The organism is Rudaea sp. (assembly GCF_036560865.1).
In the GTDB taxonomy this organism is placed as follows: Bacteria; Pseudomonadota; Gammaproteobacteria; order Xanthomonadales; family Rhodanobacteraceae; genus Rudaea.
This window is the reverse complement of record NZ_DATBQK010000023.1, coordinates 55,829-74,021: the sequence shown is the minus strand read 5'-3', so window position 1 is coordinate 74,021 and position 18,193 is coordinate 55,829. Positions and strand designations below refer to the sequence as shown.

Genomic DNA, 18,193 nt, shown 5'->3' with positions numbered 1-18,193 from the left:
CTTTGGTCGTGACCCAGTTGCGGACTTGATCGACGAGCTACATTGCTCGATTTCCCAAATCATCCTGGCATGGTCGGACGCAGCCAATTCTTGCAAGTTCAGGTGGTTGTAAGTGTGGTTCCCGATCAGATGGCCGTCATGTTGAATTTGCAATAGCGTCTGCAGGTTCTCACCGGCACGCGGATTTGCGTTCGAGTCGAAGGTTATACAGTTCACAAGCCATACGGCTTTCGCTGAATGTCGCTTCAAGATGTCCAGGATTTTTCTATCGACCCCCGCGTTTCTTGGGCCATCATCGATGGTAAGCAAAACGACTTTTCCAAGGGCAGCCTGATCGGCGGCAAGCGGAACCGTAAAGCCCGGTCTTTGCGCAATGTGGGATAAATCGACCTTGACCGCATATGCGTCGGACGCAGCGCCACCGTGAAGAGATGCCAGGACTACAAATGCAGTACCAATGCCCGACAGGAGAAATTTCATCCGGGTTTGTCGTGTGTTGCGCGGGTGCCTACGGCCACTCTCCCCACCATCGACTCCGGGACCGGCTGTGGAAGCTGCCGCATTGTCGACACGAGTACGGCGGTGCGTGATGTCCAGCAGGTAGCAAATCAGGAGAAGAACCGATGCGCTCGTGACGAATTGCCAGACCGAAAAAGCCAAATACGCCGAGCTTGGATATGCCTTGCTTGCAACATACGTGCGTCCCAGCGCGGAGATCAATGCGACAACGTACGCCCAGTTCTTGTCTACGCGTGTAATGCAAACATAAATAAGTGCTATGTAAAAGACCGTGAACGGTACGAACGGCCCAGTAGCGTTGTCGATGTAGACCAGCAGGAGATCTACGGCCGTAAGGAACGCGATGAGCACGGGCTTTGGTAATGCATTTATCGGCGTGCTGAAAATGGACACCTGCTCTTCCTATGCAACGGTGGGTGATGACCACAACCGATTCGACTGCGAACGCGAAAAGGAATGGTGATCCCTCCAGCTATACAGCAAAGACTGGGCCAACAGCAAACCCAGAGGGAGGCAGAACAGAAAACGGTGCTAGGCACGATTGACGATGGTCAGCGGACGGGCCCGTCGCGCGAAAATCGACAGAGCCAATTAGATCGGTCGCAAACTCAAACCGCCAATCTTCGTCACTTCATGTCAATTTTTGCAAAGAATGAAGTTGGGGCCAATTTTCCAAGAGCGCCGACATGTCGAGCGCCGGCCACTATCCGAATCTACTCGCAGCGCTACTGCCGCAGCTTAAGTCGATGATGCTTGAGGCAGAGCAGCGACTTTTGCCAACCCAAGGGCTCAATAGGCAAGCACCACACACTCCGGGAGCACGAACCACGTAGCCGGCACCAAGGGTTGGAGGCCGCGCCGTTCGATAACTGATAAACTTGATCGGATTCTTTGGGAGGGGCAATGCCACAGAACTCCGGACTTCCAATCCAGCGGCTGAGGGATTTGCTGGCGCAGACATACAACATCGATCGCGAGCTCGGACGCGGTGGCATGTCAGCCGTGTTCCTCGCCGCGGATCGCAGGCACGACCGCTCGGTCGCGATCAAGGTCCTGAATCCGGAACTTGCGGCAAGTCTCGGGCCGGAACGGTTCCTGCAGGAAATCAAGCTGGCCGCGCGTCTCAATCATCCGCACATCCTGCCGCTGTTCGACTCCGGCAGCGTGGACGGGCTGCTCTACTACGTGATGCCCTATGTCGAGGGCGAGTCGTTGCGCGAGCGGCTCGACCGCGAACAGCAGCTGTCCATCGAAGAGACCGTGCATCACGGCCGCGCGATCGCATCGGCGCTCGACTATGCCAACCGCCAGGGCGTCGTGCACCGCGACATCAAGCCCGAGAACGTGATGCTGTACGAAGGCGAGGCGATGGTCATGGACTTCGGCATCTCCAAGGCGGTGAGCGCAGCCGGCTCCGAAACGCACACGCAAATAGGGATGATGCTCGGCACGCCCGCGTATGTCAGTCCCGAGCAGGCCGCCGGCGAGAGCAATCTCGACGGTCGCAGCGACCAGTACAGCCTGGCCTGCATGCTCTACGAAATGCTGACCGGCGAGCGGCCGTTCGACGGCGCCTCGGCGCAGGCGGTCATGGTCAAGCGGTTCACCGAGACCGCGCGGCCGCTGCGCGCGATCCGGGCTGCTGTGCCCGAAGGCATCGAGCGCGCCATAGCCAAGGCGATGACCGTCGATGTAGCGGGGCGATTCACGACGACCGGGCAGTTCGGGCAGGCGCTGGCATCGGGCAGCATGCATACGCCAAGCGATACCATGGCCATGCCGCAACCGGTGGTATCGGCCGCCAAGTCGGTGGCGGTGCTGCCCTTCGCCAACATGAGCAACGACCCGGAGAACGAGTACTTCACCGACGGCATGGCCGAAGAGATCATCAACGCGCTGACCAAGATCCGCGCCCTGCGGGTCGCCTCGCGCACCTCGTCGTTCGCCTTCAAGGGCAAGAACGAGGACATCGGCGAGATCGGCAAGAAGCTCAAGGTTTCGACCGTGCTCGAAGGCAGCGTGCGCAAGATGGGCAACAAGCTGCGCATCACCGCGCAGTTGGTTAATGTCGCTGACGGTTACCACCTCTGGTCGGAACGCTACGACCGCGATGCCGAGGACGTATTCGCGATCCAGGACGATATCTCGCAAGCGATCGTCAAGGCGCTGCGCGTGATCCTGAGCGAGGACGAGAAGAAGCAGATCGAGAAGGGCCGCGCGGTGAACTTGGAGGCCTACGAGTTCTACCTGCGCGGCCGCCAGAGCCTGCATCAGATACGTCGGCGCAGCCTGGACCATGCGCTGCAGATGTTCGACAAGGCGATTGCCATCGATCCCAACTATGCCCTTGCCCACGCTGGCGTGGCGCACTGCTATTCCCTGGTCTACAGCATGTTCGACGCGCGCGAGTTCAATTTGCGCCAGGCTGAGACGGCCAGCAGCAAGGCGCTGGAGTTCGACCCCGATCTGTCGGAGGCGCACGTGGCCCGCGGCATGTCGGTATCCCTGAGCAAGCGCTTCGACGAGGCGCGCGGCGAGTTCGAGCGGGCCATCTCGCTCGATCCTAAATCCTTCGACGCTCTGTTCTGGTACGGACGCAACGAGCTGTCGCAGGGCAACTTCGAGCACGCGATCAGCCTGTTCGAGCGGGCGTCCGCGATCCGCCCGGAGGACTACGGTCCGGGCCAGTACATCCCCCAGGCGCTGAAGTCCCTGGGTCGCGACCAGGACTGCCTCAACGCCAGCCGCAAGATGTTGCCGCTGGTCGAGCAACACCTCGAATTGCATCCAGAGGACTCGCGCGCCCTGCTCATAGCCGCTTCGTTTTACGCGCAGCTCGGCAAGCGCGAGAAGGCGTCCACCAATGCCGCCCGCGCCATGGCGGCCGATCCCGAGGACCCGATCGTGCTCTACAACGTGGCCTGCACTTTCGTCGATTTGGGCCGGATCTCCGAAGCACTCGACGCGCTGGAACGGTCGGTGCGCAGCGGCTATGGCAACAAGGCCTGGCTCGAGCACGACGGCGACATGGATCCGATCCGCAACGAGCCGCGCTACCTCGCGCTCGTGAAGGCGATGTAGGCATGGCCAGCGCACCCATGCTGCCGATCGATCGCCTGCGCAACACGCTGGACGGCACGTATACGATCGATCGCGAACTCGGCCACGGTGGCATGTCCGCGGTGTTCCTCGCGCAGGACTGCAAGCACGACCGCGCCGTCGCCATCAAGGTGCTGCATCCGGAACTGGCGGCGAGCCTGGGGCCGGATCGCTTCCTGCAGGAAATCAAGCTCGCCGCGCGGCTCAATCACCCACATATCCTGCCGCTGCATGATTCCGGCAGCGCCGACGGATTGCTCTACTACGTCATGCCCTACGTCGAAGGCGAATCCCTGCGCGAGCGCCTGGACCGCGAACAACAGCTGTCCGTCGAAGAGACCGTGCACCACGGCCGCGCCATAGCCTCGGCGCTCGACTACGCCAACCGCCAAGGCATCGTGCACCGCGACATCAAGCCCGAGAACGTGATGCTGTACGAAGGCGAAGCCATGGTCATGGACTTCGGCATCGCCAAGGCCGCCAGCGCGATTTCGACGACTACGCTCACCCAGCGCGGCATGGTGGTCGGCACACCGGCCTATGTCAGCCCGGAGCAGGCCGCAGGCGAGGTCAATCTGGACGGCCGCAGCGACCAGTACAGCCTGGCCTGCGTGCTGTACGAGATGCTTACGGGCGAGCTGCCCTTCAGCGCGGCGACCGCACAGGGGATGATGTCCAAGCGCTTCACCGAGACACCACGTCCCCTGCGCGCGCTGCGCGCGGCGATCCCGGAAAACGTCGAGCGGGCGGTGACGCGCGCGATGGCGCTCGAACCTGGCGGTCGCTTCGCGACGGCCGGACAGTTTGCACAGGCCCTGACGTCGGCAAACACCAGCACGCCGAGTCAGACCGTGGCCCTGCCCTCGACGGTGTCGGCGGCGAAATCCGTGGCCGTGCTGCCGTTCGCCAACATGAGCACGGACGCGGACAGCGAGTATTTCACCGACGGCATGGCCGAGGAGATCATCAACGCGCTGTCCAAGATCCAAGCCCTGCGAGTCGCCTCGCGCACCTCGTCCTTCGCCTTCAAGGGCAAGAACGAGGACATCAGCAAGATCGGCAAGAAGCTGAAAGTCTCCACGGTGCTCGAAGGCAGCGTACGCAAGATGGGCAATCGGCTGCGCATCACAGCGCAGCTGGTCAACGTCGCCGACGGCTACCAGCTATGGTCGGAGCGCTACGACCGCGAGATCGAGGACGTGTTCGCCATCCAGGACGATATCTCGCAGGCGATCGTCAAGGCGCTGCGCGTGATCCTGAGCGAGGATGAGAAGAAGCAGATCGAGAAGCCGCGCGCGGCCAGCGTCGAGGCCTACGACTTCTACCTGCGCGGGCTCCAGCACGTCCACCAGCTGCGCCGTTCGAGCCTGGAGCAGGCGCGGCTGATGTTCAACAAGGCCATCGAGGTGGACCCGAACTACGCCCTGGCCCATGCCGGCGTGGCGGACTGCTACTCACAGTTGTACACCTACTGGGACGCGCGCGAGTTCAACCTGCGCCAGGCAGAGATGGCCAGCGCCCGCGCTCTTGAGCTGGAGCCGGGGCTTGCCGAGGCGCACCTCGCGCGCGGGCTGGCGGTTTCGCTGAGCAAGCGCTTCGACGAGGCCGAGCAGGAGTTCGAGCAGGGCATCAAGCTCGGCCCGCAGCTGTTCGAGGCCTTTTACTGGTATGGCCAGGCCAAACTGTCGCAGGGCAAGTTCACCGACGCGATCCGGCTGTTGGAGCGCGCGGCCGCCTTGCGCCCCGACGACTACCAAGTGCCGAACTTCCTCGGGCTGTGCCTGAAGGCGCTGGGCCGCCACGACGAGGCGATGGCGATGTATCGCAAGCAGCTGCGCCTGGGCGAGAAGCACTTGGAGCAGCATCCGGACGATTCGCGCGCCTGCATCATGGCGGCCAACGCCAACGCCAACCTGCAGAACGCCGAGCGCTCCGCGCAATACGCCGCCCGCGCCACCGCTATGGACCCGGACGATCCGATGGTGCTCTACAACGTCGCCTGTCTGTACGGCGTCCTGGGCCGCACCGACGACTGCCTGACAGCGCTGGAGCGAGGCGTGAACAAGGGCTGGGGCGACAAGGCCTGGCTCGAACACGACAGCGACTTCGACTCGATCCGCAGCGAGCCGCGCTACCTCGCGCTTGTCCGGGCGATGTGACCATGGCCATTGCACCCACCCTGCCCATCGACCGCCTGCGCAAGACGTTGGAGGGCGCCTACACGATCGATCGCGAACTCGGCCGCGGCGGCATGTCTGCGGTATTCCTCGCGCAGGACCGCAAGCACCGGCGCGCGGTGGCGATCAAGGTGTTGCACCCGGAGCTGGCCGCCAGCATGGGCGCCGAGCGCTTCCTGCAGGAAATCGAAGTCGCGGCGCGGCTGAGCCATCCGCACATCCTGCCGCTGTTCGATTCGGGCAGCGCGGACGATCTGCTCTATTACGTGATGCCTTACGTCGAGGGCGAGTCGTTGCGCGAACGGCTCGACCGCGAGCAGCAGCTGCCGGTCGAGGAAGCCGTGCACCACGCGTGCTCGATAGCGGCGGCGATCGACTACGCAAGCCGCCAGGGCATCGTGCACCGCGACATCAAGCCCGAGAACGTGATGCTGTACGAAGGCGAAGCCATGGTCATGGACTTCGGCATCGCCAAGGCTGCCAGCGCGATTTCGACGACTACGCTCACCCAGCGCGGCATGGTGGTCGGCACACCGGCCTACGTCAGTCCCGAACAGGCTGCTGGTGAGGTGAACCTGGACGGCCGCAGTGATCAATACAGCCTGGCCTGCATGCTGTACGAGATGCTCACCGGCGAACTGCCGTTCAGCGCGGCGACCGCGCAAGGGATGATGTCCAAGCGTTTCACCGAGACGCCACGTCCGCTGCGCGCGCTGCGCGCGGTGATCCCGGAAAACGTCGAGCGCGCGGTGACGCGCGCGATGGCGCTCGAACCCACCGGCCGCTTCGCGACGGCGGGACAATTCGCGAATGCGCTGTCATCGGCAAACACCAGCACGCCGAGCCAAACCGTAGCCTTGCCCTCCGCGGTGTCGGCGGCGAAATCTGTGGCCGTGCTGCCCTTCGCCAACATGAGCAACGACCCGGAGAACGAGTATTTCACCGACGGCATGGCCGAGGAGATCATCAACGCCCTGACCAAGATCCGCGCCCTGCGCGTAGCCTCGCGCACCGGCTCCTTCGCCTTCAAGGGCAAGAACGAGGACATCGACCAGATCGGCAAGAAGCTCAAGGTATCGACCGTGCTCGAGGGCAGCGTGCGCAAGATGGGCAACAAGCTGCGCATCACCGCGCAGTTGGTCAATGTCGCTGACGGTTACCACCTCTGGTCGGAACGCTACGATCGCGACGCCGAAGACGTATTCGCCATCCAGGACGACATTTCGCAAGCCATCGTCAAGGCGCTGCGCGTGATTCTGAGCGAGGATGAGAAGAAGCAGATTGAGAAGGTCCGCGCGGTGAACATGGAAGCCTACGAGTTCTACCTGCGCGGCCGCCAGAGCCTGCACCAGCTGCGCCGGCGTAGCCTGGACCATGCGCGGCAGATGTTCGAAAAAGCCATCGACATCGACCCGAACTATGCGCTGGCCCACGCTGGCACCGCGGATTGCTACTCGCAGCTGTACAGCAGCTACGACTCGCGTGAGTTCAACCTGCGTCAGGCCGAAGCGGCCAGCAGCCGGGCGCTGGAACTCGATCCCGACCTGGCCGAGGCGCACGTCGCCCGCGGCATGGCAGTCTCGCAGAGCAAGCGCTTCGACGAGGCCAAGGGCGAGTTCGAGCGCGCCATCGCACTGGACCCCAAGAACTTCGACGCGCTGTACTGGTACGGACGCAACGAGCTGTCGCAGGGCAGCTTCGAGCACGCGATCAGCCTGTTCGAACGGGCGACTGCGATTCGCCCCGAGGACTATAGCCCGGGCAAATTTATCGCCCAAGCGCTGAAATCGCTCGGCCGCGACAAGGAGTGCCTCGACGCCAGTCGCAAGGTGTTGCAGTTGATCGAGCAGCAGCTGGAACTGCACCCGGAGGATTCGCGCGCCCTGATCATGAGCGCGGCGCTGTACGCGCAGCTCGGCGACCCGGAGAAGGCGTCCAACAACGCTGCCCGCGCGATGGCGGTCGATCCCGAGGATCCGCGCGTGCTCTACAACGTGGCCTGCACCTTCTCCGGTTCGGGCCGGATCTCCGACGCGCTCGACGCGCTGGAGCGGTCGGTGCGCAACGGTTGGGGCGACAAGGCCTGGCTCGAGCACGACAGCGACTTCGACCCGATCCGCAACGAGCCGCGCTACATCGCGCTCGTTAGGTCGATGTGACCATGGCGACTGCTCCCATCCTGCCCATCGACCGCCTGCGCAATATCCTGGACGGCGCCTACACGATCGATCGCGAACTCCGTCGCGGCGGCATGTCCGCGGTATTCCTTGCCCAGGACCGCAAGCACCAGCGCGCGGTAGCGATCAAGGTGTTGAATCCAGAACTTGCCGCCAGCGTCGGGCCGGAACGCTTCCTGCAGGAAATCCAGCTGGCCGCGCGGCTCAATCACCCTCACATCCTGGGCCTGTACGACTCGGGCAGCGTGGACGGCATGCTGTATTACGTGATGCCCTATGTCGAAGGCGAGTCGCTGCGCGAGCGGTTGGACCGTGAACAACTGATGTCCATCGAGGAGGCCGTACACCACGGCCGCGCCATCGCCTCCGCACTCGACTATGCCAATCGGCAAGGCGTCGTGCACCGGGACGTAAAGCCGGAGAACGTGATGCTGTATGAAGGCGAAGCCATGGTCATGGACTTCGGCATCGCCAAGGCGATGAGCAGCGTCGGCTCCGAGACCCAGACCCAGACCGGCATGATGGTGGGCACGCCCGCCTATGTCAGCCCGGAGCAAGCCGCCGGCGACTTGAACCTGGATGGCCGCAGCGACCAATACAGCCTGGGCTGCATGATGTACGAGATGCTCACCGGCGAGCGCCCCTTCAGCGGCGCCACGCCGCAGGCCGTGATGACCAAGCGCTTCACGGAGAACCCGCGGCCCGTGCGCGCCTTGCGCGCCACCGTTCCGGAAAGCATCGAGCGCGCCGTCACCAAGGCCATGGCCACCGAGCCTGGCGCGCGTTTCACCTCGACCGGGCAATTTGGCCTGGCGCTGGCGTCCGGCAGCCTCAGCACGCCGAACGAAACGGCGGTATTGCCGCAGCCGTCGGTCTCGACGGCCAAGTCAGTGGCCGTCTTGCCCTTCGCGAACAGGAGTACCGACGAGGAGACCGACGCCTTCAGTGATGGCATGGCCGAGGAAATCATCAACGCGCTGACCAAGATACAGGCGCTGCGCGTTGCATCGCGAACATCTTCCTTTGCCTTCAAGGGCAGGAATGAGGACATCGGCGAGATCGGCAGGAAGCTGAAAGTCTCCACGGTTCTGGAAGGCAGCGTGCGCCGCATGGGCAACAAACTGCGCATCACCGCGCAATTGGTCAATGTCGCGGACGGGTACCACCTATGGTCCGAGCGCTACGATCGCGACATGGAGGACGTGTTCGCCATCCAGGACGATATCTCCCAAGCCATCGTCAAGGCATTACGGGTCATCCTGAGCGACGACGAGAAAAAGCAGATCGAGAAAGTGCGTGCTGTCAATGTCGAAGCTTACGACTTCTACCTGCGCGGTCGTCAATATTTCCACCAGCATCGTCGCAAGAGCCTCGACTATGCGCGTCAGATGTTCAACAAGGCCATCGAGATCGATCCCGAGTATGCCCTCGCCTATGCGGGCGTGGCCGACTGCTATTCCCTGCTCTACACCTATTTCGACTCGCGGGAATTCAACCTCCGCCAAGCCGACATCGCCAGCAACAAGGCCCTGGAACTGGCACCCGACTTGGCCGAGGCGCACCTTTCACGCGGAATCGCAGTGTCGCTGAGCAGGAACTTCGACGAAGCCAAGCGAGAGTTCGAAACCGCCATCGCGCTGGATCCAAAACACTTCGAAGCGGTGTCGTGGTTCGCGCGCATGCACCTGTCGCAGGGGAATTATGACGAGGTGATTCGGCTGTTCGACCGCGCCATCGCCCTGCGGCCCGAGGACTACGAGATTCCGCGCCTGCAAAGCCAGGCCCTGAAGTCGCTCGGACGGAACAGTGAAGCCGAGGCCGCAAACCGTCGGTCCGCCAAGCTGGTCGAGCAGCACCTGGAACTGAATCCGGACGATGCGCGCGCCTTGATTTTCGGTTCAACGGCCCACGCCGTCATCAACGACCCGAGCCGCGCCATCGAATACGCAATGCGCGCCATGGCGGTCGATCCGGAAGACCCGATGCTGCTGTACAACGTGGCCTGCACCTACGGCGTGCTTGGAAAGGTCGCAGAATGCCTGCACGCACTGGAGCAAGCCGTGAGCAAAGGTTGGGGCGACAAGGCCTGGCTGGAGCACGACAGCGACCTTGATTCGATCCGCAGCGAACCGCGCTACCTCGCGCTACTGAAGGCGATGTAGACATGACCAACGCCCCCGCCCTGCCGATCGATCGCCTGCGCAAGATCCTGGACGGCGCGTATACGATCGATCGCGAACTCCGCCGCGGCGGCATGTCTGCGGTATTTCTCGCCCAAGACCGCAAGCACCGGCGCGCGGTGGCAATCAAGGTGTTGCACCCGGAACTGGCCGCCAGCATGGGCGCCGAGCGCTTTCTGCAGGAAATTGAACTCGCGGCGCGGCTCAGCCATCCGCACATCCTGCCGCTGTTCGATTCGGGCAGCGCGGACGATCTTCTCTATTACGTGATGCCTTACGTCGAAGGCGAGTCGCTGCGCGAGCGGCTCGACCGCGAGCAGCAACTGCCGGTCGAGGAAGCCGTGCACCACGCGCGCTCGATAGCGGCGGCGATCGACTATGCCAGCCGGCAGGGCATCGTGCATCGCGATATCAAGCCCGAGAACGTGATGTTGTACGAAGGCGAAGCGATGGTCATGGACTTCGGCATCGCCAAGGCCGCGAGCGCGATCTCGACGACCACGCTCACCCAGACCGGCATGGTGGTCGGCACACCGGCCTACGTCAGCCCCGAGCAGGCCGCAGGCGAGGTCAACCTGGACGGCCGCAGCGACCAGTACAGCCTGGCCTGCATGCTGTACGAGATGCTCACCGGCGAGCTGCCGTTCAATGCGGCGACCGCGCAAGGCATGATGTCCAAGCGCTTCACCGAGACCCCACGTCCGCTGCGCGCGCTGCGCGCGGCGATTCCGGAAAACGTCGAGCGCGCGGTGACGCGCGCGATGGCGATCGAGCCCGGCGGGCGCTTCGCAACGGCGGGACAATTCGCCAATGCGCTGGCATCGGCAAACACCAGCACGCCCAGCGCGACCGTAGCACTGCCCTCGGCGGTATCGGCGGCGAAATCCGTGGCCGTGCTGCCCTTCGCCAACATGAGCACGGATGCGGACAGCGAGTACTTCACCGACGGCATGGCCGAGGAGATCATCAACGCGCTGTCCAAGATCCAGGCGCTGCGCGTCGCGTCGCGCACTTCGTCCTTCGCCTTCAAGGGCAGGAACGAGGACATCAGCGAGATCGGCAAGAAGTTGAAAGTCTCCACGGTGCTCGAAGGCAGCGTGCGCAAGATGGGCAACCGATTGCGGATCACCGCGCAGCTGGTCAACGTCGCCGACGGCTACCAGCTCTGGTCGGAGCGCTACGACCGCGAGATCGAGGACGTGTTCGCGATCCAGGACGATATCTCGCAAGCGATCGTCAAGGCGCTGCGCGTGATCCTGAGCGAGGACGAGAAGAAGCAGATCGAAAAGGGGCGCGTGGTCAATGTGGAGGCCTACGACTTTTACTTGCGTGGCCGGCAGAGCTTCCACCAGCTGCGTCGCAAGAGCCTGGACTATGCGCGGCAAATGTTCGAAAAGGCGATTGCGATCGACCCGAGCTACGCTCTCGCGTACGCCGGTGTGGCCGACTGCTATTCCCTGCTGTACACCTATTTCGACGCGCGCGAATTCTGCCAGCGCCAGGCCGATATCGCCAGCAGCCGGGCGTTGGAGCTGGAGCCCGATCTGGCCGAAGCCCATGTGGCTCGCGGGATGGCGGTGTCGCTGAGCAAACGCTACGACGAGGCCGTCGCCGAGTTCGAACGGGCGATCCAGCTTAACCCGAAGCTGTTCGACGCGGTGTACTGGTACGGGCGTGCCGAGTTGTCGCAGGGCAAGTTCGAGCACGCCATCCGCTTGTTCGAGCGCGCCTCGGTGCTGCGGCCCGAGGATTACCAGACTGGCACTTTCCTGGCGCAGGCGCTGAAGTCGCTGGGACGCACGGAAGAAGCGAACATGATGCGCCGCAGGCAAGTGCTGGTGATCGAACAGCATCTGGAACTGCATCCCGACGATGCCCGCGCCTGGATTTTCGGCGCCGGCTCCATGGACGACATCGAACGCGCCGCCATCTTCATACAACGGGCCATGACGGTCGATCCGGATGATCCGATGGTCCTGTACAACGTGGCTTGTTCCTACGCCAACATGGGCAAGATCCCGGAGTGCATGGATGCGCTGGAGCAGGCGGTGAGCAAGGGCTGGGGCGATCGCACCTGGATCGAGCACGATAGCGATCTGGACTCGATCCGCGCCGAGCCGAGATATCTTGCATTGATTCGGGCGATGTAGAAACGCGGTCGCACAGCGTTCAGACAATAATTCACAAAAGTATACTTTTGCACAAGGACACCACAAGGCGCCGCGCGGTCGCTCCTAGATTTCCACCCGGCTGCCGAGCTCGATCACCCGATTGGCTGGCAGCTTCAGGTAGCCGGCTACGTTGGATATGTTGTGCAACATCGCCGCGAACAGCTTCTGGCGCCATAGCCACATGCCCTTGCCGCCAGCGGCCACAACCACCGCGTGGCTCAGGAAGTACGACACTTTCGCCGGATCGATCGCAAGGCCCTGTGTCGTGCAGGCGCTCAGTGCAAGCGGCAAGTCGATCTCGTCCTTGAAACCGTAGGCGACGATGACGCGCCAGCAACTTCTGTCCTGTGTATCCAATGGCGTGACCGTGACCCGTTGCTCCGGCGGCACCCAGGGAACCTCGCGGCTGGTGACGTTGACGAACAGCACGCGGTCGTGCAGCACGCTGTTGTGTTCGAGATTGTTCAGCAGGGCGTGCGGCACGCCGTCGGGGTCGATGGTCAGATATACCGCGGTGCCGCTGACGCGCACTGGCCGCTGGCCAAGCAGCGTGTCGAGGTACTGCTTCAGCGGCGCCGTGCCGGAGCGCACATGGGCCTCGGCGATCATGATCTCGCGCCCACGGTCCCAGGTCGACATGACGATAAAGATCACGGCACCGATGACCAGCGGGAACCAGCCGCCCTGCACGATCTTCAACAGGTTGGCCGAGAAGAACACTGCGTCGATGACAAAGAAGAAACCGGTCGCCAGCACACACAGCAGCCAGTTGTAGTGCCAGGCATAACGCACCACGTAGAACGTCAGGAAAGTCGTGATCAGCATGGTGCCGGTGACGGCGATGCCATAGGCCGAGCCCAGCGCCGTGGAGGAACCGAAGCCCAGCACCGACGCCAGCACGGCGGCCAGCAGCAGCCAGTTGATCGTCGGCACGTAGACCTGCCCGATCTCCTGATCCGATGTGTGCAGCACACTGAGCCGCGGCAGCACACCGAGTTGGATCGCCTGCTTGGTCATCGAATAGGCACCCGAGATAACGGCTTGCGACGCGATCACCGTGGCGGCGGTGGCGAGCACGACCATCGGCACCAGAGCCCACGCGGGAAACATGTGATAGAACGGATTGGCGACGGCTTTGGGATCCGCCAGCAGCAAGGCGCCCTGGCCCAGATAGTTCAGACCCAGCGCCGGAAACACCAGGCCGAACCAGGACACGCGGATCGGTGCCGCACCGAAATGGCCCATGTCCGCATACAGCGCTTCCGCGCCGGTCAACGCCAGCACCACCGAGCCGAGTGCGACGAAGGCCAGCCAGCCGTGATGCACGAGAAACAGAAGTCCGGCAAACGGGTTGAGCGCGGCAAGAATTGCCGGCGCCTGCTGGATGCCGATCAGGCCGATGCCGGCGAGGATCACAAACCACAACACCATGATGGGCCCGAACACCGCACCGATGCCGGCAGTGCCGTGCTTTTGCACCATGAACAGGCAGGTCAGCACCACCAGCGCAACCGGCACCACATAGGCCTTCAACTGCGGCGCAGCTATTTCCATCCCTTCGACCGCACCCAGCACGGAGATCGCCGGAGTGATCACGCCATCGCCATAGAAAAGCGCTGCGCCGAACACGCCGGCGATCAACAGCGAGTGCCGCAAGCGTGGACGATCGGCCACCGAAGAGGTGGCCAGCGCCAGCAGCGCCATGATGCCGCCTTCGCCACGGTTGTTGGCGCGCATGATCAGCGTCACGTACTTCAGCGACACCACGACGATCAGCGACCACAGGATCAGCGACACCACGCCGACGATGTTCGCCGCGTCGAGTGGCAGACCGTTGGCCGAGTCGAACACCGTGTTCATCGTGTAGAGCGGACTGGTGCCGATGTCGCCGAATACGACCCCGATTGCGACCAGTGCAAGGCCCGGAAGGGTCGAGCGAGGCGCCCCTGCCGACGATTGCGAGTCGCTCGACGCGGGGTGATCTGCGGATGTGGTCATCGCGTTTCCCTGGGGACCGCAACTTGGCTTGGGACCGGTCGATCCGGCAGCATCTGAACCTGGAACGAACTCGACGGATCAGTGCAGGAGCGTCCACACGATGTAGAGAATCAGCGCGACCTGGAACAGATACAGTGCGCCCCGCACAAGAATGAGTGGCAGGGATGTGCCGATCAGATGCACGACGCCCTGACCGATTCGGGCATACAGAATGTACGCGGCGACGGAGTCCACGACAGGACTTTTCCCGAGCAACGCGGCGACGAGAACGACAGCCGCAAACAGCGGGAAATTCTCCAGACAGTTCAAGTGGACGCTTTTTGCGCGCACGAGGATCGCCGGGTCGTCGATCGGCTGGCCGCGCTCCCAATGATTTCCGCGTTTCTTTCCGGCCAGGATCATCGGCACGCGGTAACCGGCGTAGACGATCGGCAACAGCAAGGTCCATGCGGCGTAAAGCAATACGGCGGTCAATCCAGTCACGACGTCCCCTTTCTTCAGGATTGAAACAAAGGTAGTGGACGCCTTCCGGACGAGGTTCGTCAAGCGAGCCGATTCGGCCGGTGATGGGCGAAGGTTTGCGAACGCTACACCGTGCCGCACAAACCAGAAACTTCAGGCGTTCGCGCGCGATCGGCCCTATACTTTGCCGTGTCCACACCTTTAGGGGCGGTTGACGCTGGTGTTCGACCTACCGGGTTTCCACATCACGCGCGAGCTGGGCCGCGGCGGAATGGCGACAGTGTACGTCGCCGAGCAGACTTCGCTTGGGCGTGAGGTCGCGCTCAAGGTGCTCGACCCGCAGCTGGCCACCGATCCCACGTTCACCGAGCGTTTGCTGCGCGAAGCGCGCACGGTCGCCAGCCTGCATCACCCGCACATCGTCGCCGTGCACGACGTCGGCGTGCACCAGGGCACGCAGTACATCACGATGGAATATCTGCCGCTCGGTTCGATCGCAACCAGTGGCGTGCAGCTCAGCCCGCGCGAGGCGTTGCGTTGCGTGCGCGAGATCGCCAGCGCGCTGGACTACGCGCATGCGCACGGTATCGTGCATCGCGACGTCAAGCCGGCGAACATCCTGCGCCATGAGCACGGCAATTATCTGCTCGCCGACTTCGGCATCGCGCGCCAGAACAATACGGGCAGCACCATCACCGGCGCGGGTAGTGTGATCGGCACGCCCGCATACATGAGTCCGGAGCAGTGGCGCGGCGGCGAGTTGGATGGCCGCGCCGATCTGTACAGTCTGGGCATCGTGCTCTACGAATTATTGACTGGCGTCGTGCCTTACGCCGGCAGCGATCAGTGGGCGGTTGGTATGCAGCACGTGAACGCTGCGATACCCGAGTTGCCCGCGCAGTATCGGGGTTTGCAGGGATTGCTCGCGCGCATGCTGGCCAAACAGCCGGCGGATCGCGTCGCGACTGGTGCCGAAGTCGTGACGCAGATCGAAGCGATCGAGAGCGACCAACGCGCAGCGCTCGCAACGCCGAGATCGTTACCGGGCGTGCCGATGTCGCAGCCATCGCAGCAGGCAGCGACGCGAATCTCCGGGCCGTTGCCGGAACTGGGCGTGGGTGCGGACCGACACAATACAGGACACGACACGCAAAACACGCCGTCATTTTTCGCCGAACTCAAGCGGCGCAACGTGCTGCGCGCCGGCGCATTTTACGCTGTGGGTGCCTGGCTGCTGGTACAGGTTGCGACGCAGATCCTGCCATTTTTTCACATCGCCGACGGTGTCGTGCGCTGGTTGATTGTCGCCGCGGCCGTGGGTTTTCCGTTCGCACTGGGGTTCGCCTGGTTCTACGAAATTACGCCCGACGGGTTGAAGCGCGAGAGCGAAGTCGAGCCGCACGAGTCGATCATGCATCACACCGGCAAGAAGCTCGATCGCTGGATCGTCGGCATCATGGCCGCGGCCATCGTACTGTTGCTCACCGATCGCCTCTTGCTGCATCGTGAGGCGAATGTAGAGGTAACACCCAACAAAGCGCAGACCTCCACCGACGCGGCGCCGCCGGCCGTTGCCGAACGCTCGATCGCGGTCCTGCCGTTCGTCAACATGAGTGGCGATCCGAAGAACGAATATTTTTCCGATGGTCTCGCCGAAACCACGCTGGATATGCTGGCGCAGGTTCCGGACTTGAAGGTCATCGCGCGCACCTCGTCGTTCGCGTTCAAGGGCAAGGCGCAGGACATGCGCCAGATCGGCGCCGCGCTGGGTGCCGCAAACCTGCTCGAAGGTAGTGTGCAGGGCGCAGGTGACATCGTGCGCATCACCGTGCAGTTGATCCGTGCCGCCGATGGTTCACACCTGTGGTCGCACCACTACGACCGGCCGATGGCCGATGTGTTCAAGGTTCAGGACGAGATCGCCAGCCAGGTTGTGCAGGAACTGGCAATCGCCTTGCCCGCGAGTCAGCAGCAGCGCCTGACCCAGAAGCGCACCGAGAATGTCGAGGCCTACCAGGAATACCTCAAAGGCATTGCCTTGATGCCGCAGCGCAAGGTTGCCGATTTGCATGAAGCGGCCCAGCACTTCGAACGCGCGATCGTGCTCGATCCTGGATATGTACGCGCGTATGCCGCTGCCAGCGACACCTACAACCTTCTCGACAACTACGGGACCATCACCGCCGCGGAGCGCGAACGGATGGCCGCGTATGTCGATCGTGCGCTCACGCTGGCGCCGGATCTTGGCGAAGCGCATATCAGCCGCGCCAGTCTTTTGGACGCTCAAGGCGACTGGTCCGGCGCCGAGCAGGAATTCCGACGCGGCACGGAACTGGCGCCGAGCTATGCCAGCGGCTTCCATTGGTATGGCGAGTTCCTCAACAACCGCTATGGCCGCGCGCAAGAAGCGCTGGCGATGGGGCAACGGGCGGCGGCGCTCGATCCCCTGTCGCCGATCGTGCAAGGAAGTCTGATTGGTTTGACGATGGCAACCGGTCGTTTCAAAGAAGCCGAAACCCTGCTGGCGAAACTGCATGCCGACCATCCGGATTTCGCCGCGGGTTACGGCATTGAAGCGTACCTGGCCATGACGCAGGGCGACCTGGTGCGGGCGCTGCGCGCCATGCGTGAAAGCGCCGCGCGCGACCCGGGCGCGCTTGGCACGGCCGGCAACCTGTGCGGGGTCATGCTGCGCTTCGACGCGATGGACGATGCGCACCGCTGCGTGGACACCATGGCGAAATCCGCGCCCGACAGCGTCCTGGTCCAGATAATCGCCGCAGGGTTCAAGGCATGGTCCGGCGATTGGGCGGGGGCGCAAGTTCTGGTCGACAAGATGGCCCAACCCGATGCGTCATTCAAGGCACTGGTGTTGACGGCGCTTGGTCGCTCTTCTGACGTGCTGACGATTTACCGGCGCTCCGCTCCCCAACTGTTCAACGATCCGCCCGCCAAGCTCTATCTCGGGCAGGCGTCCGATGCTCTCAATGTCGGCCTCGCCATGTTGCGTACCGGAGCGCAGGCGCAGGGAAGGGCTCTGTTGCAACAGGCTTTACTGGCCCGGGTCAACCGTCCGCAGATCACTGATTACACGGAATGGGACGACGTGCGTATCCATGTCGCGCTCGGCGAGTCCGAGCAGGCGATCGCCGCACTCAAACAGGCTGTCGCCGATGGCTACTTCCTCGATATCCAGGGTCTGGACAGCGATCCGCTGCTCGCCGAACTGCGCAATGATCCGCGCTACGCGCAAATCCTCGCGCCGGCGCGCGCCAAAGCCGCCGCACAAGTCGCTGCCGCACATGCCGCGGATTTGCTGTAGGCGGCAACTGCACCACGCTCGATAGTTTTGCGCTCAGCGACCGACCAGTTGTTGCTGACTGCTGCATCTCCATCAGGCACGAAACAGC

Annotated in this window: 9 protein-coding genes; 6 read left to right on the top strand and 3 right to left on the bottom strand. The window is 63.1% G+C overall.

Going from position 1 to position 18,193, the window contains the following annotated elements; all coding sequences use genetic code 11:
- On the bottom strand, positions 1 to 912 hold a 912-nt coding region (locus tag VIE67_RS02910), incomplete at its 3' end, for a polysaccharide deacetylase family protein (RefSeq protein WP_332023083.1).
- A gap of 510 nt (positions 913 to 1,422) precedes the next feature.
- Between VIE67_RS02910 and VIE67_RS02905 the strand changes: the two genes are divergently transcribed.
- The 5 genes from VIE67_RS02905 to VIE67_RS02885 are packed head-to-tail and all read left to right on the top strand — an operon-like array spanning position 1,423 to position 12,302.
- A complete protein-coding gene (locus VIE67_RS02905) occupies positions 1,423 to 3,600 on the top strand; it encodes a protein kinase domain-containing protein (RefSeq protein ID WP_332023081.1) in 2,178 nt (725 codons plus the stop codon).
- A 2-nt stretch (positions 3,601 to 3,602) separates the two neighbouring features.
- Positions 3,603 to 5,777 carry a protein kinase domain-containing protein gene (locus VIE67_RS02900; RefSeq protein ID WP_332023079.1) on the top strand — a complete coding sequence of 725 codons (2,175 nt, stop codon included), beginning with the start codon at positions 3,603 to 3,605 and terminating at the stop codon, positions 5,775 to 5,777.
- A gap of 2 nt (positions 5,778 to 5,779) precedes the next feature.
- Positions 5,780 to 7,954, top strand: coding sequence for a protein kinase domain-containing protein (locus VIE67_RS02895; protein WP_332023078.1), 2,175 nt, complete (start codon positions 5,780 to 5,782; stop codon positions 7,952 to 7,954).
- 2 nt (positions 7,955 to 7,956) lie between these two features.
- Complete coding sequence (locus tag VIE67_RS02890) at positions 7,957 to 10,134, top strand: protein kinase domain-containing protein (protein ID WP_332023076.1); 2,178 nt, start codon at positions 7,957 to 7,959, stop codon at positions 10,132 to 10,134.
- A 2-nt stretch (positions 10,135 to 10,136) separates the two neighbouring features.
- A complete protein-coding gene (locus VIE67_RS02885) occupies positions 10,137 to 12,302 on the top strand; it encodes a protein kinase domain-containing protein (RefSeq protein ID WP_332023074.1) in 2,166 nt (721 codons plus the stop codon).
- 84 nt (positions 12,303 to 12,386) lie between these two features.
- On the opposite strand, the gene VIE67_RS02880 is transcribed toward VIE67_RS02885, so the two are convergent.
- A complete protein-coding gene (locus tag VIE67_RS02880) occupies positions 12,387 to 14,321 on the bottom strand; it encodes a potassium transporter Kup (protein ID WP_332023072.1) in 1,935 nt (644 codons plus the stop codon).
- Positions 14,322 to 14,399: 78 nt separating this feature from the next.
- Complete coding sequence (locus VIE67_RS02875) at positions 14,400 to 14,804, bottom strand: MAPEG family protein (protein WP_332023070.1); 405 nt, start codon at positions 14,802 to 14,804, stop codon at positions 14,400 to 14,402.
- Between the two features lie 199 nt (positions 14,805 to 15,003).
- On the opposite strand from VIE67_RS02875, the gene VIE67_RS02870 reads away from it, so the two are divergent.
- Entirely contained in the window at positions 15,004 to 18,105 is a 3,102-nt protein-coding gene (locus VIE67_RS02870) for a protein kinase domain-containing protein (RefSeq protein ID WP_332023068.1), read from the top strand.
- Positions 18,106 to 18,193 lie beyond the last annotated feature (88 nt).

Coding starts and splice junctions, on each gene's coding strand:
- VIE67_RS02880 (WP_332023072.1), bottom strand. CDS start 14,321: ATGACCACATCCGCAGATCACCCCGCGTCGAGCGACTCGCAATCGTCG.
- VIE67_RS02895 (WP_332023078.1), top strand. CDS start 5,780: ATGGCCATTGCACCCACCCTGCCCATCGACCGCCTGCGCAAGACGTTG.
- VIE67_RS02905 (WP_332023081.1), top strand. CDS start 1,423: ATGCCACAGAACTCCGGACTTCCAATCCAGCGGCTGAGGGATTTGCTG.
- VIE67_RS02890 (WP_332023076.1), top strand. CDS start 7,957: ATGGCGACTGCTCCCATCCTGCCCATCGACCGCCTGCGCAATATCCTG.
- VIE67_RS02900 (WP_332023079.1), top strand. CDS start 3,603: ATGGCCAGCGCACCCATGCTGCCGATCGATCGCCTGCGCAACACGCTG.
- VIE67_RS02885 (WP_332023074.1), top strand. CDS start 10,137: ATGACCAACGCCCCCGCCCTGCCGATCGATCGCCTGCGCAAGATCCTG.